The 22,371-nt window shown below is 58.7% G+C and carries 25 protein-coding genes; 15 read left to right on the top strand and 10 right to left on the bottom strand.

The window, feature by feature from the left end:
* Positions 1–2: 2 nt before the first annotated feature.
* From ACJJVH_RS18505 to ACJJVH_RS18515, 3 genes are read right to left on the bottom strand one after another with little or no spacing between them, the layout of a single operon-like run.
* Positions 3–914: a hypothetical protein gene (locus tag ACJJVH_RS18505; protein WP_412065663.1), complete on the bottom strand. Its 912-nt coding sequence runs from the start codon at positions 912–914 to the stop codon at positions 3–5.
* Positions 911–1,735, bottom strand: coding sequence for a hypothetical protein (locus ACJJVH_RS18510; protein WP_412065664.1), 825 nt, complete (start codon positions 1,733–1,735; stop codon positions 911–913). The genes ACJJVH_RS18505 and ACJJVH_RS18510 overlap by 4 nt, the downstream gene beginning before the upstream one ends.
* Before the next feature lie 18 nt (positions 1,736–1,753).
* Positions 1,754–3,418: an ABC transporter substrate-binding protein gene (locus ACJJVH_RS18515; protein ID WP_412065665.1), complete on the bottom strand. Its 1,665-nt coding sequence runs from the start codon at positions 3,416–3,418 to the stop codon at positions 1,754–1,756.
* Positions 3,419–3,608: 190 nt separating this feature from the next.
* Between ACJJVH_RS18515 and ACJJVH_RS18520 the strand changes: the two genes are divergently transcribed.
* From ACJJVH_RS18520 to ACJJVH_RS18540, 5 genes are read left to right on the top strand one after another with little or no spacing between them, the layout of a single operon-like run.
* Entirely contained in the window at positions 3,609–4,313 is a 705-nt protein-coding gene (locus ACJJVH_RS18520) for a GntR family transcriptional regulator (protein WP_412065666.1), read from the top strand.
* A gap of 39 nt (positions 4,314–4,352) precedes the next feature.
* Complete coding sequence (hydA, locus tag ACJJVH_RS18525) at positions 4,353–5,822, top strand: dihydropyrimidinase (protein WP_412065667.1); 1,470 nt, start codon at positions 4,353–4,355, stop codon at positions 5,820–5,822.
* 10 nt (positions 5,823–5,832) lie between these two features.
* A complete protein-coding gene (locus tag ACJJVH_RS18530; RefSeq protein ID WP_412065668.1) occupies positions 5,833–6,768 on the top strand; it encodes a dihydrodipicolinate synthase family protein in 936 nt (311 codons plus the stop codon).
* Positions 6,765–8,153: a M20/M25/M40 family metallo-hydrolase gene (locus ACJJVH_RS18535; RefSeq protein WP_412065669.1), complete on the top strand. Its 1,389-nt coding sequence runs from the start codon at positions 6,765–6,767 to the stop codon at positions 8,151–8,153. Before ACJJVH_RS18530 ends, ACJJVH_RS18535 begins: the two co-directional genes overlap by 4 nt.
* A complete protein-coding gene (locus ACJJVH_RS18540) occupies positions 8,150–8,473 on the top strand; it encodes a 2Fe-2S iron-sulfur cluster-binding protein (protein ID WP_412065670.1) in 324 nt (107 codons plus the stop codon). Before ACJJVH_RS18535 ends, ACJJVH_RS18540 begins: the two co-directional genes overlap by 4 nt.
* Positions 8,474–8,556: 83 nt before the next feature.
* Here ACJJVH_RS18540 and ACJJVH_RS18545 read toward each other — a convergent pair whose 3' ends face one another.
* Complete coding sequence (locus ACJJVH_RS18545; RefSeq protein WP_412065671.1) at positions 8,557–9,348, bottom strand: IclR family transcriptional regulator; 792 nt, start codon at positions 9,346–9,348, stop codon at positions 8,557–8,559.
* Between the two features lie 179 nt (positions 9,349–9,527).
* Here ACJJVH_RS18545 and ACJJVH_RS18550 point away from each other — a divergent pair, with 179 nt between their 5' ends.
* The 9 genes from ACJJVH_RS18550 to speB all read left to right on the top strand — a co-directional run bounded on the left by ACJJVH_RS18550 (position 9,528) and on the right by speB (position 18,291).
* The gene (locus ACJJVH_RS18550) at positions 9,528–10,364 is read left to right on the top strand and encodes an ABC transporter permease (RefSeq protein WP_412065672.1); all 837 of its coding nucleotides are present in this window, start codon (positions 9,528–9,530) and stop codon (positions 10,362–10,364) included.
* Positions 10,361–11,197: an ABC transporter permease gene (locus ACJJVH_RS18555; protein ID WP_412065673.1), complete on the top strand. Its 837-nt coding sequence runs from the start codon at positions 10,361–10,363 to the stop codon at positions 11,195–11,197. Before ACJJVH_RS18550 ends, ACJJVH_RS18555 begins: the two co-directional genes overlap by 4 nt.
* The gene (locus tag ACJJVH_RS18560) at positions 11,194–12,300 is read left to right on the top strand and encodes an ABC transporter ATP-binding protein (protein WP_412065674.1); all 1,107 of its coding nucleotides are present in this window, start codon (positions 11,194–11,196) and stop codon (positions 12,298–12,300) included. The genes ACJJVH_RS18555 and ACJJVH_RS18560 overlap by 4 nt, the downstream gene beginning before the upstream one ends.
* Positions 12,301–12,342: 42 nt before the next feature.
* Positions 12,343–13,413, top strand: coding sequence for an extracellular solute-binding protein (locus ACJJVH_RS18565; protein ID WP_412065675.1), 1,071 nt, complete (start codon positions 12,343–12,345; stop codon positions 13,411–13,413).
* A gap of 56 nt (positions 13,414–13,469) precedes the next feature.
* Entirely contained in the window at positions 13,470–14,657 is a 1,188-nt protein-coding gene (locus ACJJVH_RS18570) for a CaiB/BaiF CoA transferase family protein (protein WP_412065676.1), read from the top strand.
* An 84-nt stretch (positions 14,658–14,741) separates the two neighbouring features.
* Positions 14,742–15,644 (top strand): dihydrodipicolinate synthase family protein, encoded by a 903-nt coding sequence (locus ACJJVH_RS18575; RefSeq protein WP_412065677.1) that lies wholly within the window; start codon positions 14,742–14,744, stop codon positions 15,642–15,644.
* 5 nt (positions 15,645–15,649) lie between these two features.
* Positions 15,650–16,426, top strand: coding sequence for an enoyl-CoA hydratase/isomerase family protein (locus tag ACJJVH_RS18580; protein ID WP_412065678.1), 777 nt, complete (start codon positions 15,650–15,652; stop codon positions 16,424–16,426).
* Between the two features lie 21 nt (positions 16,427–16,447).
* Entirely contained in the window at positions 16,448–17,224 is a 777-nt protein-coding gene (locus tag ACJJVH_RS18585; protein ID WP_412065679.1) for an enoyl-CoA hydratase/isomerase family protein, read from the top strand.
* A 20-nt stretch (positions 17,225–17,244) separates the two neighbouring features.
* Positions 17,245–18,291 carry an agmatinase gene (gene speB / locus ACJJVH_RS18590; RefSeq protein WP_412065680.1) on the top strand — a complete coding sequence of 349 codons (1,047 nt, stop codon included), beginning with the start codon at positions 17,245–17,247 and terminating at the stop codon, positions 18,289–18,291.
* Between the two features lie 194 nt (positions 18,292–18,485).
* Here speB and ACJJVH_RS18595 read toward each other — a convergent pair whose 3' ends face one another.
* The 6 genes from ACJJVH_RS18595 to ACJJVH_RS18620 all read right to left on the bottom strand — a co-directional run bounded on the left by ACJJVH_RS18595 (position 18,486) and on the right by ACJJVH_RS18620 (position 21,812).
* Positions 18,486–19,541, bottom strand: coding sequence for an ABC transporter ATP-binding protein (locus tag ACJJVH_RS18595; protein WP_412065681.1), 1,056 nt, complete (start codon positions 19,539–19,541; stop codon positions 18,486–18,488).
* Positions 19,498–19,782, bottom strand: a complete 285-nt coding sequence (locus tag ACJJVH_RS18600; RefSeq protein WP_412065682.1) for a cold shock domain-containing protein — start codon at positions 19,780–19,782, stop codon at positions 19,498–19,500. The genes ACJJVH_RS18595 and ACJJVH_RS18600 overlap by 44 nt, the downstream gene beginning before the upstream one ends.
* A gap of 49 nt (positions 19,783–19,831) precedes the next feature.
* On the bottom strand, positions 19,832–20,155 hold the full coding sequence (locus tag ACJJVH_RS18605) for an integration host factor subunit beta (protein ID WP_412065683.1): 324 nt from the start codon (positions 20,153–20,155) through the stop codon (positions 19,832–19,834).
* Between the two features lie 8 nt (positions 20,156–20,163).
* A complete protein-coding gene (locus tag ACJJVH_RS18610; protein ID WP_412065684.1) occupies positions 20,164–20,622 on the bottom strand; it encodes a hypothetical protein in 459 nt (152 codons plus the stop codon).
* Positions 20,623–20,956: 334 nt separating this feature from the next.
* Entirely contained in the window at positions 20,957–21,256 is a 300-nt protein-coding gene (locus tag ACJJVH_RS18615) for a hypothetical protein (protein WP_412065685.1), read from the bottom strand.
* Between the two features lie 178 nt (positions 21,257–21,434).
* The gene (locus tag ACJJVH_RS18620; protein ID WP_412065686.1) at positions 21,435–21,812 is read right to left on the bottom strand and encodes a response regulator; all 378 of its coding nucleotides are present in this window, start codon (positions 21,810–21,812) and stop codon (positions 21,435–21,437) included.
* Positions 21,813–22,034: 222 nt separating this feature from the next.
* Here ACJJVH_RS18620 and ACJJVH_RS18625 point away from each other — a divergent pair, with 222 nt between their 5' ends.
* The gene (locus ACJJVH_RS18625) at positions 22,035–22,370 is read left to right on the top strand and encodes a neutral zinc metallopeptidase (protein ID WP_412065687.1); all 336 of its coding nucleotides are present in this window, start codon (positions 22,035–22,037) and stop codon (positions 22,368–22,370) included.
* Position 22,371 lies beyond the last annotated feature (1 nt).

The raw sequence follows: 22,371 nt of genomic DNA on the forward strand, positions 1-22,371 counted from the left end.
TCTTAGACCTGCTGGGCGCCGTGGTCGGCCGCCGCCTTGGTGTCGGCCTCGGTCAGCGGACGGTCCTTGGAGGTTCCGCTGGTGCCGCTGATGGATTCCATTTCGGCCTCGATGATCGGCACGATATCGTGCGGGTTCATGATCACATGTCCATGCGCGGGGCAGATGATGCGCGGCGGAAATTCCTTGAACAGGGCTTCGACGCGATCGAACAGCGGTTGCGGATCGATATAGCGCAGCCAGTAGAGCGCCGCGCGGAAGATGAAGGCGGCATTGTCCTTGACCTGGCCGCCGCCGCCGGGGAGTTCTTCCGTGGTCATCGAACATTCCTGCTCGGTGTGGAACTCGGTCCAGTCGAGCCCCGGTATGCTGGCATGGACATGCGCGAACTGGAAGGCATCGGCCGAGAATAGCACCTTGTTCTTCTTCTCGTAGCCCCAGGTGGTGCTCGGCAGGTCCTTGATCGACGCTTCGAGGATGACGAATTCGTAGCCGCCGCCGAGATCCAGCACGCTGCGTAGCGGCATCGGCGCAAACCTGTTCGTCAGCCCCGGAAAATACATGTCGTAGTCGCGCACGTCGCCCACGAGCATGCATTCGGGATATTTCTGCATGATGCGCGCCAGATTGGCCGAATGCAGGAATTCGGGATGCGTCGAGAAGAGGTAGTCGAGCTTGCGGTCGCCGAGGATCTGGTCGAGCTGCTCGGAGACGATCTGCCAACCGGCGGGTTCGCCGGTGTCGATGAGGACGGTCTTCTCCGTACCCTTGATGACGTAGTTCGACAGATGCAGATGGATCGGCTTGCCGTTGACGAACGGGAAACGCACGTCATTCTGATAGACATGGCATATGCCCAGAAGATGAATGCCCGGCGCGATCTCGCGCGGGCGGCCGGAAGCCTCGATGCTCATGCCGCAGTCCCCCAGGGATTGTCGAGTAGGGTGATGACATGGTCGAAGTGGCGCTGGACCACTTCCTTGCCGCGCAGGACCAATCCATGCGACGGCGCGATATTTTCGATCTCGCGTTCGGCGAACAGCTTTCTGAGGTCGCGCGCCGGGACGCCGTCGGGAACGGAATACGGTAGCCAGTGGAACTTGGATTCCATATGTTCGCGCACGCCCGTCGGCGTGGTCGTATCGGCCTGACCGGCGTCGATGATGACGGAGTCGTCCTCGTTGGCCGTGACCGTATGACCGAAGAGATCCGAGGAGAAGAAGGTCTTCGAGACCTTGTCATAGACCCAGAAGGTAACGAGAAGCCGCAGCGCCGGTGTAATCGTCTCGAGCTGGTCGGATGTTTCCAGCGTCGACGCACCGCCGACCGGGTTGCGCCCGAGCTGGATGCGGTTGTCCCAGGTTCCCTCAAGCTCGATGACGGCGTCGAAGGCGTCGAACGGGTTCACCGATCCGCCGGCCAGCAGACGCTCGACCCGCACATGCTTCTGGATTTCCGCCAGCGAGCCGATGCAGTCATATTCGGAGCGCGTCAGGAAGACCGTTAGCGGAATACCTTTCGGAAGCACCTGGAGCAACTGCTCGGTGATGATGTGCTTGTGAGCGGCAATGCCGGTGTCGATCAGGGTGGCGCGATCGCTTTCAACCACGAGATAACAGTTCTGAGGCTGGTATCCGCGCACATGGGCAGGCACCCACGATACGTTGTTGTTCAGCTTCACCGATCCCCCCAGCCGATAAATCCGGCCGGGAACGATTTCAATCGGAGCAATCATGTCGAAATCCTATTCGGTTCAGTTTTTGGCGAGCCAGACGGTGTTCATCTGCTCCCGGAGATTGCCGGAACTGACGAAACCCCTGACGCGGGTCTGTGCGGCGGCTGGAGGCTTGGCATTGACGAGCGGGATGATCGGTAGATCCTTGCCGAGCATGTCCTGCGCTTCGCCCCAGAACTTGGTTGCGTCCTGGGTGTTCGGCGCGGCGAGCGCCTGCTCCATCTTCGCCTGCAGAGCGTCGTTCTTGTAGTTCCACTGCTTGCGCGGCTTGCCATCCACATAGCCGAAATAGTTCACCAGCAGGAAGTTGTCGGCGCTCGCCCACTGGCAGATCGTGCCCATCAGATACATCGGATATCTGCCGGTCACATAGGCGTCGAGATAGTTCGGCGACCAGATGTCGGACTTGGGCTCCACCTTAAAGCCGACGGCTTCCAGATTTGCTGCAATCGCCTGGAATTCGCCACTGGCATCCGGCATGTAGGGGCGGACGACATTCGATGGATACCAGAATTGGATCTTTAGCTGATCGGGCGTATATCCCGTCTCGGCGAGCAGCTTCTTGGCCTTTTCCGGGTCGTATTTCGGCAGGCCGAGCAGCTTGGCATATTGGAAGGCCGGCGGCAGAAAACCGTCTGCTGCGTCGGCATAGCCGCCATAGAAGCCGTCGATCAGCCCGTCCTTGTCGATGGCGTAGGCGATCGCCCGGCGAACCCTCGGGTCGTTGAACGGGAAGACCTCGTTATTGAGTGCCAGCTGGAACATGTTGCAGCTGTCACCGCGCTCGACGATCTGGAGCTTCGGATTGGCCTTGATGATCGGCACATCGCCCGGGCCAACCTGAAAAGCGACGTCGATATCGCCGGCCTGTAGGCCGTTCAGGACCGTTGCCGGGTTCGAAATCGGCCGGAACACGACCTGATCGAGGCAGGGAATGCCGGCCTTGTCCCAGTATTTGTCATTGCGCGTGATTGTCAAATGATCGCCCTTTGCCCATTCCTTGAATTTGAACGGGCCGGTTCCGACAAGTGCGGTCGGACCGCCCTGCGCAAACGGGATTTTGCTGATGTCGGTTACCGTATTATCCGCGCCGCCCGCCTTCAGGGCCGTCGGGCTGGCGATCGAGAAGCCGGCCAGTGCCAGATAGTCGAGGAATGAAGAGTTCGGCTTCTTCAAATCGATTTCGACGGAATAGTCGCCGGTGACCTTGACCGCGCTAATGATGCTGTTTGCGCCGAACCCGATCGTCGCCGCCGTATAAGGGGCATAGGGCTGCAGCTCTTTGGGAAGCGATGTCCAGCGGTCGAAATTATACTTGACGGCGGCGGCGTTGAACGGCGTACCGTCGTGGAACGTCACGCCCTCGCGCAGCTGAAACTTGTAGACCGTGCCGTCGGCGCTGATATCGGGAAGCGACTTGGCCAGCACCGGCTCGAGCTCGGCGACTTGACCGGGTTTCGGTCCCATCAGGCCTTGCAGCACATTACCAGCGATATACCAGATCTGCGTGTCCGAGGCGAGTGTTGGGTCGCTTCGCAGGATGTCGGCCGGCATGGCGACGACCATGGTGCCGCCGGTTGTCGCGCAGCTTGTCGACGGTTTTGACTGTGCGGAAGCGGAGGTACCGAACAGCGCGGCCGCAACGAAAATCGAAGATGTCAGAAGCGTATGTTTGGCAGGCATGCCGTTCCCCTTGTTATGACTGAGTGCCCGTAAACAACTAATTTTTTTCGAAAATGCCGCTTGGTATCACTCCCTACTGGACTATCGTGGCCAGTATGGTAATCACTACAGCGGTTTTATGTCAACGCTGTAGTGATCGGTTATTTCGGAAAATGCTGCAATGCGGGAGGTATGAATGGTTGGAGGCCAGATGAAGGTCGAAATGCAAAAGGTCGGCATGGAAATCGAGACAGAGGTGCCGCAGGCGCGATGGGCGCAGATTTACGGGGAGTTGCGCCGTCGAATCATTTCTTGCGAGCTTGCGCCCGGCACGTCGGTGTCCGAGGTCGCGCTGGCGCGTGAATATTCGGTCAGTCCAACGCCCGTTCGCGATGCCTTGTCGCGTCTGCGGCAGGAGGGTCTCGTATCACCGGCCAATGGCCGCAGCTATCAGGTGACGCCGATCAGTCTCAGCGATTTCAAGTCACTCGGAGACGCCCGGTTTCTTCTTGAATCCGGTGTCGTGCGGATGTTGATTGCGGACGCGTCGGACCAAGCGATCGGTTCACTGGAGGTGATCGCGCGCCTGCCGAGGCCGACGCCGACTGAGGCCGCCGAGCTGATCGGACTGAACAGGGCTTTCCATCTCGGAGTTGCCCGGTTAACTGGGAACCACCGAATTGTTTCTATGTTGGCGCGGATACTCGATGAGTCCGAACGTCTTTTCAATCTCGGAATCGTATCGTGGCCGGTCGGGCATCTAGAAGAGACTCATCTTGAGCTTATCGATGCGTTGCGTCGCCGTGACGTCGATCGAGCTGTGGCGATCTGCCTTCAGGAAACGCAGGAAACCAACCACCGTGTCATTGAGGCTATTATGTGCGATCCCGGGCGCATTCCGATCGTCGCCGGCTAGGATGCAGGATTTTCCCTCACAGTTTTTTGAAGGAAGCATTTGATGAGTGATGTGTTCGATTTGGTGATCCGCGGCGGTACAGTCGCAACGGCCAGTGATTGTTTCAAAGCCGATGTTGGGGTGCTGAACGGCCGCATTGTTGCTCTCGGCTCCGATCTACCTGAGGGGCGCAGGACGATTGATGCGGGCAGAAGGTTGGTACTGCCAGGTGGCGTCGACAGTCATACGCATATCGAACAGATGTCGTCGGGCGGCTTCATAAATTCCGACACTTTCCTGTCGGCCACAACGGCGGCAGCCTTCGGCGGCACCACCAGCGTCATAAGCTTCGCTGCCCAAAACACCGGGCAGAGTCTTGCCCGAGTGGTCGAGGACTATCATAGGGTGGCGAAGTCCGGTGCGGTCATCGACTATGCCTTTCACATGATCCTCGGCGATCCGACCGAGGCTGTGCTGACCGACGAACTGCCGGATCTGGTCAAGGCAGGCCATTCGTCGCTGAAGATCTTTATGACCTATGATAGGGTGAAGGTTGACGACGAGCGCATTCTTGAGATCCTGATGAGGGCCCGCGAGAACGCCGCTTTCGTTATGGCACATGCCGAGAACCATGGAATGATCACCTGGATGACCAACCGGCTTCTCAAGCGCGGCTACGAGCATGGGCGCTACCATGCCCTTGCCCATGCGCGGCTGGCCGAACGCGAGGCGATTTACCGCTTTTTGACGTTGGCCGAACTCGTCAACCAGCCTGTTATGGTCTACCACGTCTCGACGGCGGAAGGTTGTGCCGTCATCCGCGAGGCGCGCGGCCGTGGCCAGAAGGTATTCGCCGAGACTTGCCCGCAATATCTGTTCCTCACGCGCCAGGATCTCGATCGACCCGGGAACGAGGCGACCAAGTTCATGTTCTCGCCGCCGGCGCGCGAGACGGGGGATGCGGATGCCTTATGGCAGGCGCTGTCGCTCGGCGATCTGCAGATCATCTCATCAGATCACTCGCCCTATGCCTTCGACGAGACCGGTAAGCTCCGCTATGCCGCGATACCGAATTTTAAACAGGTGGTCAGCGGGGTTCCCGGCATCGAGGCGCGTCTGCCGCTGATGTTCGACGCGATGGTATCGAGCGGCCGGTTTTCCGTGCAGGACTTCGTGCGCTGGACGGCGAGCGAGCCGGCCAGGATCTACGGGCTCGCGCCGAGAAAGGGCAGCATCGCTATCGGAGGTGATGCCGACATTGCGATCTGGGATCCGGAGAAGACGGTGACCTTAAGCGACGCGGCAGTGCGCGATCTCTCGCGGTTCACCCCGTTCGCCGGCCGTACGGTCAAGGGCTGGCCGGAAACGGTAATTCGCCGCGGCGAGGTAATCGTGGCTGATGGCAAGTTGCATGCGGTGGCCGGTTCGGGACAGTTTCTGGCGAGAGCCGCTGGCGAGGCGGCCATCCCGACCGGAAAGTTGCCGCTCGAAATGGACAGCGCTCGCAATTTTGGCGCCGAATTGTTCTGAAGGACGCGTCATGACGATAAACCAAACCAAGGGCGTGTATGCCATCTCGGTCACTCCCTTCCATGACGACGGTCGGATCGATTTCGACGGGATTGGCAGGCTCTGTGATTTCTACGCTGAGGCCGGCGCCTGCGGCCTCACCGTTCTCGGCATGATGGGCGAGGCCCAGAAGCTCGATGCCGCGGAAGCAACCGAGGTTGTCCGCCGCTTCATGGCGCACAGCAGCGTGCCCGTCGTGGTTGGTGTCTCGGCGCCGGGCTTTGCGCCGATGCAGCGACTGGCACAAGAGGCGATGACGCTCGGTGCGGCCGGCGTCATGTTGGCGCCGTCAGCGAGCCTCAGGACAGACGACCAGATCGTCGACTACTACGCCAATGTCTCGGATGCGATCGGCCGCGGCATTCGCTTCGTCATCCAGGATTTTCCACTGGCCCAGTCCGTGATGATGTCGCCGGCCGTCATCCGGCGCATCGTCAACGACAATCCCGCCTGCGTGATGCTCAAGCATGAAGATTGGCCGGGCCTCGACAAGATCACCCAACTGCGCGCTTGGCAGGCCGACGGTTCGTTACGACCGATCTCGATCCTGTGCGGAAATGGCGGCGCTTTCCTGGACCTGGAAATGGCTCGCGGCGCGGATGGTGCAATGACGGGCTATGCTTTCCCCGAAATGCTGGTCGATGTCGTCAAGCTTTCGCGACAAGGTGAGCTCGAGGCGGCGATGGATATCTTCGACGTGCATCTGCCGCTGGTGCGCTACGAGCAGCAACCGGGACTCGGGCTTGCCGCCCGCAAATACGTGCTGCATCGGCGCGGTGTGCTTGCCAGCGGAGCCCAGCGCCGTCCCGGTCCGGCGCTCAGCCCTGCCGGCAAGGCTGAGGTCGAGCTACTGCTGAAGCGGATCGCGCGCCGCGATCCGCGTGCCGATCTCGGATTTGTGCGATGAGCGACCTTGAGGCGGTCCTTACCTATGTCGATACCCAGGTCGAGAGCTATGTCGCCCGCTTGCTCGACTATGTCCGGCAGCCGAGCATCAGCGCGCAGCGCATCGGCATGGACGAGGCGGCGAGGCTTGCCTGCGGCATCATCTCGGAAAAACTCGGCATGCAGGCCGAGCTCTTGCCGACCGGCGGCTTTCCCTGCATCCTTGCTTGGCATGACCTCATTCCCGGCAAGCCTACCGTCCTCGTCTACGGCCATTACGACGTGCAGCCGCCGGAGCCTTACGACGCCTGGCTGAGTCCGCCCTTCGAGCCGACTATCCGTGATGGTCGCATTTACGCGCGCGGTGTCGGCGACAACAAGGCCCAGCACTTCGCCCATATACTGGCGCTTGAAGCGTGGCTCACCGTCCATGGCAGTTTTCCGTGCAACGTCATCGTGATGCTGGAAGGCGAGGAGGAGGTCGGAAGTCCGAGCCTTGCCAGTTTCGTGCGCGACAATCGCGACAGGCTGACGGCCGATTTCGTGGTGATTTCTGACGGGCATCTGCACGAGAGCGGCAAGCCCGTCATCTGTTTCGGCAATCGCGGCTTCGTCTCCTTCGAACTGTATGCTCGAACGGGCAGCCGAGATGCGCATTCTGGCAATTTTGGCGGCGTAATGCCAAACGCCATTTGGTCGCTCGTCCATCTGCTCGGCACAATGAGGAATGCGGATGGGCTCATTACTATCGCCGGTTTGCAGGACGAAGTCGTTGCGCCAACCAGTCGCGAGCGTGCTGCCACCGATGCCCTGCCGGTCGATCTCGAGTCGGTTCAGGCAACGCTCGGCTTCCGTGCAATCGATCGGCCAGAGAATCGGCCTTATTACGACAGGCTAATGTTTCATCCGACACTCACCATCAACGGACTGCATGGCGGCTATGAGGGCGAAGGCACCAAGGCTGTCATTCCGGCAACGGCCTTTGCCAAATGCGATATCAGGCTCGTAGCGGAGCAGACGCCCGAACACGTGATGCGTTGCGTGGCTGATCATGTCCAGTCATTTGGGCCCGATGTAGAATTCCGACCGAAGCAGGGGACGCCGCCAGCCAAGACGCCAATCGACTCCCCCTATGCCGTCCATCTGATAGAAGCCGTCAGGGCAGTATATGGCAGCGAGCCGTTGATACAGACAAGTCTCGGCGCGACGTTGCCGACCCACGTGTTTTCCACCATTCTCGGCCTGCCGACCTTCCTACTACCTTTTGCCAATGCGGATGAAGCCAACCACGCGCCGAACGAGAACATCACCATCGACTGTTTCATGAACGGCATCCGGATCTCGGCGTCACTATTCGCCACTCTCGGCGAGCCAGTTCACACTGACCAGAAAGGACCCCGCCCATGACCTTGATCATTTACGTTCTGGCCGATGGAAGTCGCCGCGATATCGATGTAGAGGTTGGGCGTTCGGTAATGGAAGGCGCGCGCGACAACGATATCCCCGGCATCGTCGCCGACTGTGGTGGTGCTTGCGCCTGTTCTACCTGCCACGTTTATGTCGATGGAGACTGGGTCGGCAAGCTCCCTGCTCCCGATAGGATCGAGCAGGATATGATCGAATTCGCCTGGGAACCGGATGCCTCTCGTAGCCGGCTGACGTGTCAATTGAAAGTCAGCAAGGACTTAGACGGACTGATCGTGCACGTTCCTGAGCGGCAGAATTAGCTTCCCGCCTGCCACGTTTGCGAGTTGGTTCAATCCTCATGGAAAACGTGTGCGACAGCAGCAGTATCTGACAGCTCAGAATCCTACGACTCTGCATGACCGACAAAGGACAGCGCCGGCTTCAATTCCTCTGCAGCCCCTGTGAGTGCGTGCACGTATTGCTCAAGCGTGGCATTTGAAAACAGCTGGTTCTCGAAACCAGTCATTCCGATAGAAAATACCACGCCAGCGTTGGGGATCTCAATCGGAACCGCGATTGCAGTCACGCCGAGATCGAACTCCGATTTGGTTATGGCGTAGCCGTTGTTTCGCACCTTCGCCAGTTCCTCTCGGATTGCCGCGGGATCGACAATCGTGTTCGGAAGATACTTTTGCAGCGGCAAGGAAAGCTCCCGATCGACAATTGCGGGATCCTGAAACGCGAAAATAGCTTTGCCCGATGCGGTCGCGTGGATCGGCGAGGCTTCGCCCGGTACGACGAGCGTCCGATCCATCCGTTCGGGTGTCGCGAAGGCGACCAGTCGAACCTTGCTGCCCACGAGCTGATTGACATACGAAACCTGGCCGAACTGTCGAAGTAAGCGTGTGAGAACCGGGTCGGACAGCGTCTGGATGTTCCGTGATCCGAATGCCATATGCATGACGCGAATCAATCGCTGACCGAGGTCATAAGTCTTTTCTTCTTCTCGTGATGCCAGGTATCCGACAGCAACGAGACTGTTGACCATCCGATGGGTCGTCGACGGCGCAAGCCCGACGGCTTCACTGATCTTTTTTAAAGTCAATCCGCCCCTGTTCGCGGCGACAATATCCACGATCTGAGCGGCTCGCGTCAACGGGGCCGACCCTTCGGTTGTGTCACTCTGCTTTTCCATACGTCCCCCATTCCAGATGCACCATTTTCGCCGCCCCGAAGTGTCCTTCTACGCGGTCGTTACGCGGTCTTCAAATAATCGCCTTGACAGCCATCACAACACCTGTCTATCTTCCATTTAACGGAATTACAATTCCGAAAAACGGAAAAGTTGCTAAAGCAAACTCCAGGGGTACAGTTATGGTGCATACGGCGCGAAGGCGCTGGAGCGACCCGTGGTCATGGGGCGCCTTGCCAGGAATTCTATTCATCGTCGCTGGGTTCGGTGCTGCCCTCTTGTTTACGATCAACCGCAGCCTGACCGATCCTGGGCCCGAAAACTACGCACGACTCATCGAATGGCGCTCGCTCGTCATTTTGCTCAACACGTTCCAGGCATCTGCGATCGTCGTGATTGTCACTCTGATCGGCGGATACGCCTATGCATACGCAATGCGCGTCGGACCGAAGGCACTCAAGATCTATCTCATGCTGTTTCTCGCAGTGCAGTTCGCGACCAGCTCGGTGGCGCGTGCCTTCGCCTGGATCGAGTTGCTGCAGACCAATGGCGTCATCAACAAGTTGCTGATCTCCGCCGGCATCATCGACCAGCCGCTGAAGCTGATGCGCAACGACCTCGGTGCGATCATCGGGACAAGCCACGTGCTTTTGCCGCATATGATCCTCGTGCTTTATGCTTCGATGCAGCGTGTCGACCTTGCGACGGTCTCTGCTGCACGCAGCCTTGGTGCCAGCCGGATCCGGGCATTTTGGCAGATCTTCGTCCCCGCCACGCGCGCCGGTATTCTCACCGGTTGCGGGCTCATCTTCATTCTCGGACTGAGCTTTTACGCCACGCCGGCTCTGCTTGGCAATCCGTCGCGGCAGATGATTAGCGCATCGATCATGACGCAATCTGAGTACGGGAATTTCGGTGCCGCGTCTGCGATGTCGACAACGCTGGTTCTGATCACGCTGCTGGGTCTTCTCCTCATTAACCTGTGCAACCGCTCTATGAGCGATCGGAGGTCATCATGACTGTCCGCCTCGGCCCCTCCGGATGGGTCCTGCTGATCGTGGTCAACGTCTTCTTATGGGCACCACTCGTCGTGGTGGCGATGCTCGGGTTCTCCGATGCCAACAGCATGACCTTTCCACCACCCGCCTATTCGACACGATGGTTATCGGCGTTGCTGTCCGATCCTGTGTGGACGCAATCGATCACGACCAGCCTGATGATCGGATTTGTGACGGTTCTGCTCTCACTGCTACTCGGCGTGCCTCTCGGTCTCGGTCTGGCACGGGGAGCGATCGGCCAGCACGTTTCGATTCAGGCGCTGGTGGCAACCCCGTTGATCCTTCCTGCAATCAGTCTCGCAGTCGGCTTCTACTTCGTCTTCGCGATGCTGAAGGTTCTCGACTCGATGATACCGCTCGTGGTGGCTCATACCACCGTCGGGGTTTCGTATGTCGTTATTACCGTGGTCTCGGCTAGCCGCAGCCTCGATCCGCGACTGGAAGCGGCGGCACGAACCATGGGCGCAAGCTTTGGCAAGGCGCTGGTCACCATTACGTTGCCGCTTATCTCGGTCGGCATCATTGGCGGTGCGGTTCTGGCGTTTCTTCACTCCTGGGACGACGTCGTCGGTGCCTTGATGCTTGGCACAGCCCGTGTCCAACCTTTTCCTCTCAAGCTCTGGGGCGAGATGCAAAACGTTCTCAACCCAATCTCAGCAACGGCGGCCGTTCTCCTTTCGACGGTCAGCATCGCGATCCTTTTCATGGGCGCTCTGGTCGTCGTAACTCGACGTCGCCGGGTGCCTACGGGCCAAGCCGCCAATGTCCTATTGCGCTCGGGAGCATCCTCATGACCGTAGCCAACCATCCATCCGGTGCACCGATTGCCGTATGCAATGTCAGCAAGCATTACGGCTCATTCACCGCCGTCGACGACATCACGCTTGACGTAGGGCCGGGCAGCTTCTGCACCTTTCTGGGCCCGTCCGGTTCCGGGAAGACGACAACGCTCAACATCGTTAGCGGTCTTGTCGATGCCGATCAGGGCATAGTCGAGATCGCCGGGCGCGACGTTACCCGGCTTTCGGCGGAAAGGCGGGACCTCGGCTTCGTCTTTCAGAGCTACGCGTTGTTCCCGCATATGACCGTCGAGAAGAATATTGAGTATCCGCTCAAGCTCCGAAAGATAGCCGCGGCGGAGCGCCGCAGGCGCGTCGGCGAGGCTCTCGACCTCGTGCGCTTGTCGAACATCGCCGGTCGGTATCCATCGGAGTTGTCTGGCGGTCAGCAGCAACGCGTCGCGCTCGCCAGAGCCTTCGTCTTCAGCCCTAAGGTGCTGTTGATGGACGAGCCGCTCAGTGCGCTTGATGCCGGCCTGCGCAGTCATCTGCAGAGGGAGATCGTTCGCATCACCCGCGAACTCGGCTGCACGGTTCTCTATGTCACGCACGATCAGGAGGAGGCGCTCTCCATGAGCGACCAGGTCATTCTGTTCAACAATGGGCGCATCGAACAGGCAGGCACGCCGGCCGAGCTATACCGCACCCCAAGATCCGCTTTTTCGGCGACGTTCGTTGGCGCGGGCCGGTTGCTTGGCGGCCGGCTGGAGCGGCAGGGATCGGACTGGGCCATCGTCGGCGATCGGGCATGGGTCATTCCCGTCAACATCGCGGCGGACAGACCGATTGCCGGGTCCGTGGCGGCCGTTTTTCGGGCCGAGACGGCGACGCTGCGAAAACCGGACGCAACACTTGCCAATGGCTGCATCCATCTGGCCGATGGGCGGGTGAGCGAGGCGATATTCCTGGGTGGCCAGATGCGCGTGATGATCGATCTGGGCGACGGCCACGAACTTGAATGCCGCTGCAACTCGACGGAGGCCTGGCGACCGGGAGATCCCGTCAGCCTGGATCTGCGCAAAAGCGACCTACCCGTCGCGGTTTCATACGGCAGCTAAGGCACCGACCGCAACAAGCACTCAAAGCAAAGGGGAATAACAATGAAATTAGTGATTGCACGCATATCCAGATCTCTCATTGCCGCCGTCACGGCCGGAGCGGTGCTCACCGCGACGCTCGCGCTGCCTGCTATGGCGCAGGACAAAATTACCCTCGTCTGGGTCGGTTATGGCGGCGCAAGTGGCGAAGCCGTGAAGAAGCTCTGGCTAGAACCGTTCATGAAGGCCCACCCCAATATCGAGGTCATCTATCAGACCGGTGTGCAGTGGGCAAAGCTTAAGGCGATGAGAGAAACTGGCGACGTCATCTGGGATCTCTACGAAGGCGATCTCTACGCGACAGACCCTGAGAATTATTTCGAGAAGATCGACTGCACAGTCGTCCCCTGCAACGAGATTATGCAGGACTCAAACCGCAGCACCTACACGATCGTCACGCGCACGCTGGTGAACGGTTTTGCCTACGACAAGGCGAAGTTCGGTGATAACCCGCCCAAAACCTGGCAGGATTTCTTCGATCTTCAGAAATTCCCTGGAAAGCGAGGCGTGCTTGCACGCCCGACGGCAGCAGGTACGGTGCTGATGGGCGCAATGACGGGAGCGGGTGTTCCGCGCGATCAGCTCGTGCCCTATAAACTCGACAAAGCGTTTGAAGCGCTCAACAAGCTACGCGATTCCGGCAATTTGGTTTTGTTTGCCCAAGGGCCGCAATGCCCGCAGCTCCTACGCGACAAGGAAGTCGTCATGGCCGGCCATTGCGATGCTGGCTCGATCGTTGCCGCCAACGAAGACGGCGCCAATCTCGGCTTCGCCTGGGATTCGAGTATCGTGCTGGCGGCATCCATGGCGGTCGTAAAGGGCAGCAAGCATCCGAAGGAAGCGATGCAGCTCATCGCCTATATCCTCGATAAAAACAACAACGCGAAACTCAGCGCTCAGGTGGCTCAGGGCCCCGCCAACACCCTGGCGATCGATAAGGTCGATCCGAAGTACAAGGACTGGACACTCGCCGGCCACCCCGAGGTGAAGCCGCTCACTTACGACTGGCCTTACCTGCGCAAGGACGGCCAGTCGATCAATGCCGCCTACGAAAAGTGGTTTTCCGGAAACTAGCATATGCAGACAGGGACCGATCGATGGCGGTCGGCTCCCATTGAGGAGTGGAAGATATGACAGAGGCAGAACCGAGCCTCCCTTTCTCTGGCGTGAAGGTCATCAGCTTTGCCCAATTGGCGCAGGGACCGGCCAGCGTGCAGTTACTGGGTGACCTAGGCGCAGACATCATCAAGATCGAGCGCCCCGGTACTGGATCGCTGGAACGCACCTATCGGCTGCGGAATGGGGAAAGCCTGCTGTTCCATATGCTGCACCGGAACCAGCGCAGCCTGACGTTGGATCTGAAGGCGCCGCAAGGCAAGGATATCGTCAATGCGCTTGTCGCGACGGCTGATGTCGTTGTCGAGAATTTCCGGCCGGGCGTCATGGATAGACTTGGCCTTGCGTATCAGGCGCTTTCGAAGATCAATCCGGGCATCGTCTATCTATCGGCCTCCGGCTTCGGTCCATCCGGACCCTATTTGTCGAGACCAGGGCAGGATCTGATACTTCAAGGACTGACCGGGCTTGCCAGCGCGACTGGCAAGAGAAGCGATCTGCCGACCCCGACGGGCGCATCCGTCATCGATCTGCATTCGGCGGCCCTTAATGCCTTTGCCATCTCGGCAGCGCTGTTCCACCGGACAAAGACCGGTAAAGGGCAGCTGATCAATACCAGTCTAATGGATGCGGCCGTCCATCTACAGACGGAAAATGTCTTTGATTGCGCCAATGGTATCAAAAAGGTTCGCAGCGAGTGCGGTCTGGCAAGCCCCGGCGCTAGCGCGCCCTACGGCGTGTTCGAGACAAAGGAAGGTTGCATCGTGATATCCGACGTTTCGACCGCCCAATTGGCTGACGCGCTCAACGAGCCTTCGATCGCCGAATTCACCAAGGAGGAAGCCTACAGTCGGAGGGAGGAACTTCATGCCATCGTCAAACCGGTCATGATGACACGCACCGCCGAAGAATGGCTGGACCATCTGCTTGCCAAGGGGATCTGGTGCGGACCGGTGAAGACGTATGAGGAGCTTCTCGTCGATCCGCAGATGGAACACAACAGGATGATGTTCGAGATGCAGCATCCGCGGCTCGGCACGCTTCATAACATCCGAAGCCCCATCACCATGTCGGAAGCACCATTGGAGCGGCATCCGCGCCGTGCAGCACCGGAAGTGGGCCAGCACACGGATGAGGTTCTCCGCGAACTAGGTTTCGATGAAGCACGCATCGCGGCCCTGAAGGCGGACAAAGTCGTCTGATCAAAATGGCCGCCGCCGGGCGGCAACCAAAGCATTTTCAACTAGGTAGGAAAAACCATGAGAAGCGTAAAACTCGGCGGCGTTGTGCCGGCCCTGCTCACTCCCTTTTTCGATGATCTCTCGATTGACTACACGTCCTTGCGCCGTCTCGTTGATCGTTGCCTCAAGGTAAAAAGTGTCGGAGCGCTGTTTGGTGTCGGTCATGCCGGTGAAGTCGCAGCACTAACGCGTGAAGAGCGTGCCGAAGTTACACGCGTCATCACGGAGCAGGTCAAGGGGCGTGTTCCGGTGCTGGCCGGTCTCTATACGGACTCGCTAACCGAGGCCGTCGCGCATGCCAAGGATGCCAAGCAAGCCGGCGCGGATGCGGTCACCGTTTTCCCACCACCGATTTTTGCTGATGGCGCCTGCGCCAGCCACGAAATGCCCCTGTTGTGGCATCAGACGATAGCGGAGCAGGCGGAAATCCCATTGGTGCTTTTCCAATTCAGCCCGGGCGGCGGGCTCGGCTATACGCCAGATACTCTGCGCAAGCTGGTGGCATTGCCTTATGTCGTCGGCATCAAGGAAGGCAGTGCGGGCATGGTGCCATACCAGCTCAATATCGAGATCTGCCGCGAAGCCAATCCGCCGGTGCCTGTACTGACCTCGAACAACTCTTCGCTTCTATCGTCGCTTGCCGTCGGCGGCGAGGGAATTTTGTCCGGGAGTGGAAGCGTCATCGCGGCCGAACTCGGACAGATGTGGGGGGCAGTCGAAAAAGGCGACCTCTTCGCCGCTCGTGAGGTCCATGAAAAGCTCCGACCCCTCACCAAATGCTTCTACAAGGCGCCATTCATCGACATGCATACGCGCATGAAGGAGACGTTGGTTCTTCTCGGTGTTCTGGAGCGCGCCACTGTTCGTCCGCCTCTTCTGGCAATCAAGGACGAAGAGCGTGCGGCGCTCTGCAGCGCGCTTGAGTTCGCTAGTCTGCTGAAGATGTGACGGCGATGGCTGAGTGTGTCGAGCTGATCTACGACGGCGGCATTGCGGAAATCTGGCTCAACCGCCCGAAAGTCCTCAACGCACTCAGCCGCCAGTTGATGGACGAGTTGAACGAGGCCGTCGCGGATGTCACACGATCCAACGCCCGTGCGCTCATTCTTGCAGGTTGCGGCGAGCGTGCCTTCTGCGCCGGCGCAGATATCAAGGAGTTTCGGCCAATCGCGACCACCGTCGATGCAAGGGCCCACCATTACCGACGCGATGTTTGCTCGGCGATCCAGTCACTGTCGATGCCGACAATCGCGGCGGTGCATGGCTACACTTTCGGCGGCGGCATGGCGCTGGCGCTCCCATGCGATATGCGCATCGCATCGGATGATGCCCTCTTTGCCCTACCGGAGACCGCGCTGGGCACCTTTCCAGGAATGGGCGTCACGGTTCGACTGCCTCAGCTCATTGGCCGCAGCGAGGCGATGCGGCTGATCTTCACCGGAGAGCGGATCGACGCGGCCGAAGCACTGCGCATGGGGCTGGTGACGTCAGTCGTACCGCGGCAAGCCTTGATCGATGAGGCGCGCCGCTGGGCCCTGCGCATTTCTGAAAATGCACCACTCGGCATCGCCTACGCGAGGGAATCCATCGCGCGAGGCGAGCGGATGCCGCTGGCGGAGGCTCTGAAGGTCGAGACTGATCTCAACATGTTCATGGATACGACGGACGACTATGCGGAGGCCGCTCGGGCCTTTGTCGAAAAGCGAAAGCCGCGCTTCATGGGCGCGTGAACGAAATGAAGGGACAAGCCGATGCCTGAGTGCATTGAACTGAACATCGAGAACGAAATTGCCGAGTTGTGGCTCAACCGCCCGCATGCGCTGAATGCCCTGAGTGCGCAGCTCGTGGGCGAAGTCAACGACGCTCTTGCCGAAGTCGAGAAGGCGCGTCCGCGCGCGTTCATCCTGGCCGGGCGAGGCGAGCGGGCTTTCTGTGCCGGCGCCGATATCAAGGAATTCAAGCCGGTCGCAACAACGGTCGAGGCTCGGGCGAGGCACTATTCACGCAACATCTTCGACCGCATCGAAAAGCTGCCGATGCCCACAATCGCTGCCGTTCATGGCTACACTTTAGGCGGAGGTCTGGAACTGGCCCTATGCTGCGACATGCGTATTGCAGCTGAGGATGCGAGGTTCGGTTTTCCAGAGACGGGTCTCGGGACGTTCCCAGGGGCGGGCGGAACACAGCGAACACCGCGGCTGATCGGCCGTAGTCAGGCAATGTGGATGATTTTCACCGGAGAGCGGCTGGACGCGAGTGAGGCATTACGCGTCGGACTTGTCAACAAGGTCGTGTCTACGGACGCGCTCATGGAAGAAGTCTACAAGATCGCAAGGATGATCTCGGCCAACGCTCCGCTCGGCGTACAATATTCCAAGGAGGCGATTGTGCGTGGCGAGAAAGTGCCGCTGGAGGAAGGCATCCGCATCGAGACCGACCTCAACATGTTTATGGACACGACAGACGACTATGCCGAGGCTGCGCGGGCGTTTGTCGAGAAGCGCAAGCCAGTCTTCACCGGTCGCTGAATTTCAAGAAGGGTAACGATATGGATCAGGACAAGCTTAACGCACTGCGAGCGAAATACGGTGACAGTCATGGCGGTGAGTTGTTCGACGATCGCTTCCGCAAGGTCGCGGACAAGATCTTCTCGAAGTCCGGCACGAGGCTGGCGCCTTATTCAGGCCTGCCGACGTTTCTCTCGGCACCCTATATGCCGGTGGACGCGGAGGTACCGGATTTTGGCAATCTCCAGGTTGCTATTGTTGGTGTGCCAATGGATCTCGGTGTGACCAACCGACCTGGGTCAAGGTTTGGGCCGAGAGCGCTGCGAGCGATCGAGCGTATCGGCCCTTATAATCACGTCCTTGAGACTGCCCCTGTCTTCGATCTACGCGTGGCAGACATCGGCGACGTTCCGTTCCGCAGCCGATACCGGCTGGAGATGAGCCACGAAGACATCGAGAAACGGTTTAATCAGATTGTCGAGGCCGACGTCCTGCCTCTTGCTGTCGGCGGTGACCATTCCATTACCCATCCCATATTGAAGGCCGTTGGTAAAAAGCGACCCGTGGGCATGATCCACATCGATGCCCATTGCGATACCGGAGGCGCTTTCGATCAGACCAAATTCCATCATGGAGGTCCCTTCCGCAACGCTGTGCTTGATGGCGTTCTCGACCCGACACGTACAATCCAGATCGGCATCCGCGGATCTGCCGAGTATCTCTGGGAGTTCTCCTATGAATCCGGGATGACGGTGATTCACGCGGAAGAGGTCAGCGTCCTCGGCATCCCAGCCATCATCGATAAAGCGAAGGCAATCGTCGGCAATGATCCAACCTATTTGTCTTTCGATATCGACAGCCTTGACCCAAGCTTTGCACCCGGTACAGGAACGCCTGAGATCGGCGGCCTCACCTCGCGCGAGGTCCTCGAAGTAATCCGTGGATTGAAGGGGCTCAACATCGCCGGCGGGGATGTTGTTGAGGTTGCTCCTCAGTACGATTCAACCACCAATACCGCTCATGCCGGCGCTCAGGTGTTATTCGAAATTCTCAGTTTGATGGTCTTCACTCCGTCACGGTCTGTCTGAATAGATGGCGACAGATCTGATCCATTCAAGACCTCTGCAGCCTGTTGCGTCATCGGCATGATAAACATGTCATGCAGGTTCGGTATATCCGAAAACGGGCGTCCGTGCTGCAGTTAAAAGCCTATTGCATTGTAATATGCCTAATCTCGATTTTCTCTCTATACAACACAGTCTAGGACCTTGATTACAGGCCGCTAAGTAGGTTGCCGCCTATTACCTCCGTCGTCAAAGATGTGGGAGGCATCCATATCTACCGCTAGTCTGATATCATCACCGACCTGCGGATTAAAACGGTCCCGCAGGTTGGCCACCACACGCTGTCCCGCAATGTCGAGCGATAGAATGGTCTCCGATCCCGTCGGCTCGACCATGGTGATACGCGCGGGAAATCCTTCGGGATGAAGCTTGATGTTTTCTGGCCTGATGCCCTGCACCACTTCTTCGCGGCCATTGCCCGCACCTTTGAAAGCGCCGAGAGACGTTCCTTCCTTGGTCGTCAATGCGCCCCTCTCGATAACGCATTCGAGGAAATTCATCGACGGCGAGCCGATGAAGCCGGCAACGAAGCGATTGGCGGGACGCTCGTAGAGGTCGGGCGGGCGGCCGACTTGCTCGGTCTTTCCATCCTTCAAGACGACGATCTTGTCGGCCATGGTCATGGCCTCGACCTGGTCATGCGTGACGTAGACGAATGTCGTGCCGAGACGCTGGTGGAGATCCTTGATTTCCTGGCGCATCTGAACGCAAAGTTTGGCATCGAGGCTTGACAGCGGTTCGTCGAACAGGAAGACGGCCGGTTGGCGAACAATGGCTCGTCCCATCGCTACACGCTGGCGCTGTCCGCCTGACAATGCCCGGGGATGCCGTTCGAGCAGCGAACGCAGGTTGAGGAAATCTGCCGCCTTCCCGACTGCTGCATCGATGTCGGCCTTCGGGACGCCGCGAAGCTTCAATGAAAAGCCCATATTCTCCGCTACCGTCATATGTGGATAGAGGGCATAGCTCTGGAAGACCATGGCGATGTCCCGATCCTCGGGCGGTACGTGATTGAGGACTTTCCCGTCGATGGAAATCGCACTGCCACTGACGGATTCAAGGCCTGCCATCATGCGCAGCAGGGTCGACTTGCCGCATCCTGAAGGACCGATCAGCGTCACGAACTCGCCGTCGGCAATATCGATCGAAACGCCATGGATCGTTTCCAGTTCACCGAAGCGCTTGCGCACGTCGGACAGCGTAAGGCTGCTCATTCTTCCTTTCCTTGGGAGGTTTTGGATCAGCGTTGGCAGCAACTGGCGATAGATCTCTTGCCGACCTTTTGCCATCGTCAATCTCAAGAGTATAGGCAATGGGCGCGCCCGGCGTCAGATGAGGCAGCTTCGCCTTCATGACTTCACTGAGGTGCACGAAGACATCCGGGCCACCATCGTCGGGCTCTAGAAATCCGTACTTCTTGTTCGCGTCAAACCATTTGACCTTTCCTCTCGCCATAGTGCTTCCCACGTTGGTTTTCCTGGTTGGACCGCGAGCTATATTGTGGCTAGTCTGCTGAAGCAGGAACAATTTCGTGGGGATTGAGGTTGCTGGCCGCGTTCAGGCGCTGCTGCATTTCTCTTCCAGCCTTGAAAAATGGAATCCACTTTTCTTCGATGAAAATCGACGTGTTCGTCCTGGGGTTTCTGCCTGATTTCGGCTGGCGATGGCGGATACTGAACGTGCCGAATCCTCTCAGTTCAATCCTGTCACCGCGCATCAGCGCTTCGGTCATTTCTTCCAGGATGGCGTCGACGATCCTTTCCGCATCCTTCAGATGCAAAAAGGGTCTGTGAAGCGCGAGGATTTCGACAAGTCCGGATTTGATCATGTCCCGATCTATGGCGTGAAGAACTTGATGTGGCTTCGAGAGCTGCACGCCAATAACCCCGTCTCCATGGGTGGTGATGCTCTGGAAGCGGGCCTTTTCAGCGTCCCGTCGTAGAGGTTGAAACCACGCGCGCCCAGCCCGTGCGTTTCAATCGGTGCGTCAATGTTTACGGTTCCGATGTCGCCGAAATTCACGAACCCGATGCCGCTGCTCCTATGTGATACGACCGGCACCTTTGCGGTCCACGATGCGATTTCCCCCCAATTGTCGAGGACCATCTCGTTCGGTCCATAGGTGGTAACAGGTCCGTCGCTGATGACCTGACTGGGATCCACTCCCGAGCCGGCGAAGACCCCTCCGGTGATAAGGTTGCCGATACCCTTGGGAATGCCGCCGTCTGAATGAATCTCACCCATCGTAAGGTACTTCAATTCAATCCAGCCGCCCTCCTGGGTCGGTGCCGGCACCGACCCATATCGGCGTCCAGCGGAATCAAGGCGCTGCCGAAGACGAACACATCGCTCCCGCGCAGATGGTGCTCCTTGCTGCCTCCCGAAAGGTCATGCGCTCGAGGGTCCGGCGGCTGGACTTATCTTTGGACGAGTTGAGGACCGTGAGGCCACCAAGCACAACCTCCACCCCGAAGCCTGCCGGACGATGAGCGGCCATTCTGGCATCAGAACGCTCTACATTTCCCCGCTTCGCCCGGCCCGCCTCCAGATGCACACGGCCGACGGAGCGGATGTTGGTGATGTTCAGCGTCCCGAGGTCGTCGGCATCATCCGTCAGGCCGAGCGCGATTTACGTCTCATCCGTCACCAGCCGCAACCCGCTGACCTCGTGATCTGCGCTGCGGAACAGGCCCGGCTGGCCTTCCTGGAAGAGAAGCGCCGCCTGATCATCCACGCCGTGTATACGTACTCCTGGAGATAACCTGAAACTTAGCAGCCCCTCGATTTTACCGTCGACCTCGATATTTTTTACGCTCCTCTCAACCGCGCCTAACAGGCCGGCGGCGTTATCGACTATGATTGAGGTCTGCTCGCAGAGCGTGCTGATGAGATGGAAGAGAAGCTGATCGATGGGATCGGCGATACCCATTGCCTGGAGGGGTCAAAACCCCGCTTCCTGCAAGGATATCAATGGTATCCATGAAAATGAGAGCTTGATCATCGATGACGAGTGAGCATGCTATTTGGCTCTCGGACATTTCCTCACAATGTCGAGAACCGGGTTGTGTTCAACGGGCTGAAAAATAAGGTCTAATGAATCACTCTCGCTAGGCCGCCCGCACCATCTCGTTCAGATTGGCAATGACTTGCGAAGGCCGATACGGCTTCGGAAGGAAGCGGCCATCTTCGGGAAGATCTGCTTCAGTCACGCGGCGATGGCCCGATGTCACCAACACCGCGACAGGCGGCCGACTGGCGTGAACTTTCTGCGCGAGGTCGAGACCATTCTCAGCGCCCGGCATGTCCACATCGGTGAACACCGCCCTAATATCAGGAGTTGCGCCAAGGATCGCCACGGCCTCCGCGACGTTGCCCGCCTCCAGCACTATGAAGCCGGCGTCCGTGAGAGCGTCGACAATATCGAAGCGGATCAGGATTTCATCTTCGACAACGAGAACCGTTTCACCAGACATTTGATTCACCATCCCTTTCGACAGTCAAACGCCCAAGCACCGAATAAGATCGGCGATAGTCGAAAATTAGATGCCTACAATGTTAATAAAATGCGAAGTATCGGTGGGAGTTAGCCGCAGCGTCGCTGCGGAAGGAACTTTGCTGATACGTTCAGGTTTGTCAGTCGAAGGAAAGATCGATGACCGGAGACTGCGCCAGGAACGACAGGACGCGGTGTCGCCTCGCCCGCGACAATGGGCAAGAAACATACTGCGGTAGTGATGGCCTTGATGGCAAGGTCGCCCTCATCACCGGTACCGCATCTGGCATTTTGCCGGGCGATAACAATTGCATTCGCCCTAGAAGGCGCCGGTGTCGTCATTTCCTATGGCAGCAAGACGACAACGCGGCTAAGATCGCCCGCCTCGTGGAAAAGGCAGGACAATGACACGTTTCAGAAGCGTCGCCAGGGTGACGTCATTCCGGAAGGCTTCAATTACGGCGCTTCGGCGCAGCGTGTCTGCCGGTTCCGGCGCGGCTTCGACGCCGGTGCAGCCAAGGCGTGCGACACGTTTTCCGGAGATATGTGAA

The organism is Rhizobium sp. SYY.PMSO (assembly GCF_046840415.1).
In the GTDB taxonomy this organism is placed as follows: Bacteria; Pseudomonadota; Alphaproteobacteria; order Rhizobiales; family Rhizobiaceae; genus Rhizobium.

Bases quoted from the DNA above. Each gene is read 5' to 3' on its own strand.
- ACJJVH_RS18615 (WP_412065685.1), bottom strand. From the start codon at position 21,256: ATGGGTATCGCCGATCCCATCGATCAGCTTCTCTTCCATCTCATCAGC.
- ACJJVH_RS18515 (WP_412065665.1), bottom strand. From the start codon at position 3,418: ATGCCTGCCAAACATACGCTTCTGACATCTTCGATTTTCGTTGCGGCC.
- ACJJVH_RS18560 (WP_412065674.1), top strand. From the start codon at position 11,194: ATGACCGTAGCCAACCATCCATCCGGTGCACCGATTGCCGTATGCAAT.
- ACJJVH_RS18600 (WP_412065682.1), bottom strand. From the start codon at position 19,782: ATGGCGAGAGGAAAGGTCAAATGGTTTGACGCGAACAAGAAGTACGGA.
- speB (WP_412065680.1), top strand. From the start codon at position 17,245: ATGGATCAGGACAAGCTTAACGCACTGCGAGCGAAATACGGTGACAGT.
- ACJJVH_RS18620 (WP_412065686.1), bottom strand. From the start codon at position 21,812: ATGGTGAATCAAATGTCTGGTGAAACGGTTCTCGTTGTCGAAGATGAA.
- ACJJVH_RS18565 (WP_412065675.1), top strand. From the start codon at position 12,343: ATGAAATTAGTGATTGCACGCATATCCAGATCTCTCATTGCCGCCGTC.
- ACJJVH_RS18505 (WP_412065663.1), bottom strand. From the start codon at position 914: ATGAGCATCGAGGCTTCCGGCCGCCCGCGCGAGATCGCGCCGGGCATT.
- ACJJVH_RS18625 (WP_412065687.1), top strand. From the start codon at position 22,035: ATGGGCAAGAAACATACTGCGGTAGTGATGGCCTTGATGGCAAGGTCG.
- ACJJVH_RS18605 (WP_412065683.1), bottom strand. From the start codon at position 20,155: ATGATCAAATCCGGACTTGTCGAAATCCTCGCGCTTCACAGACCCTTT.
- ACJJVH_RS18570 (WP_412065676.1), top strand. From the start codon at position 13,470: ATGACAGAGGCAGAACCGAGCCTCCCTTTCTCTGGCGTGAAGGTCATC.
- ACJJVH_RS18595 (WP_412065681.1), bottom strand. From the start codon at position 19,541: ATGAGCAGCCTTACGCTGTCCGACGTGCGCAAGCGCTTCGGTGAACTG.
- ACJJVH_RS18550 (WP_412065672.1), top strand. From the start codon at position 9,528: ATGGTGCATACGGCGCGAAGGCGCTGGAGCGACCCGTGGTCATGGGGC.
- ACJJVH_RS18585 (WP_412065679.1), top strand. From the start codon at position 16,448: ATGCCTGAGTGCATTGAACTGAACATCGAGAACGAAATTGCCGAGTTG.
- ACJJVH_RS18545 (WP_412065671.1), bottom strand. From the start codon at position 9,348: ATGGAAAAGCAGAGTGACACAACCGAAGGGTCGGCCCCGTTGACGCGA.
- ACJJVH_RS18510 (WP_412065664.1), bottom strand. From the start codon at position 1,735: ATGATTGCTCCGATTGAAATCGTTCCCGGCCGGATTTATCGGCTGGGG.
- ACJJVH_RS18540 (WP_412065670.1), top strand. From the start codon at position 8,150: ATGACCTTGATCATTTACGTTCTGGCCGATGGAAGTCGCCGCGATATC.
- ACJJVH_RS18520 (WP_412065666.1), top strand. From the start codon at position 3,609: ATGAAGGTCGAAATGCAAAAGGTCGGCATGGAAATCGAGACAGAGGTG.
- ACJJVH_RS18530 (WP_412065668.1), top strand. From the start codon at position 5,833: ATGACGATAAACCAAACCAAGGGCGTGTATGCCATCTCGGTCACTCCC.
- ACJJVH_RS18535 (WP_412065669.1), top strand. From the start codon at position 6,765: ATGAGCGACCTTGAGGCGGTCCTTACCTATGTCGATACCCAGGTCGAG.
- ACJJVH_RS18555 (WP_412065673.1), top strand. From the start codon at position 10,361: ATGACTGTCCGCCTCGGCCCCTCCGGATGGGTCCTGCTGATCGTGGTC.
- ACJJVH_RS18580 (WP_412065678.1), top strand. From the start codon at position 15,650: ATGGCTGAGTGTGTCGAGCTGATCTACGACGGCGGCATTGCGGAAATC.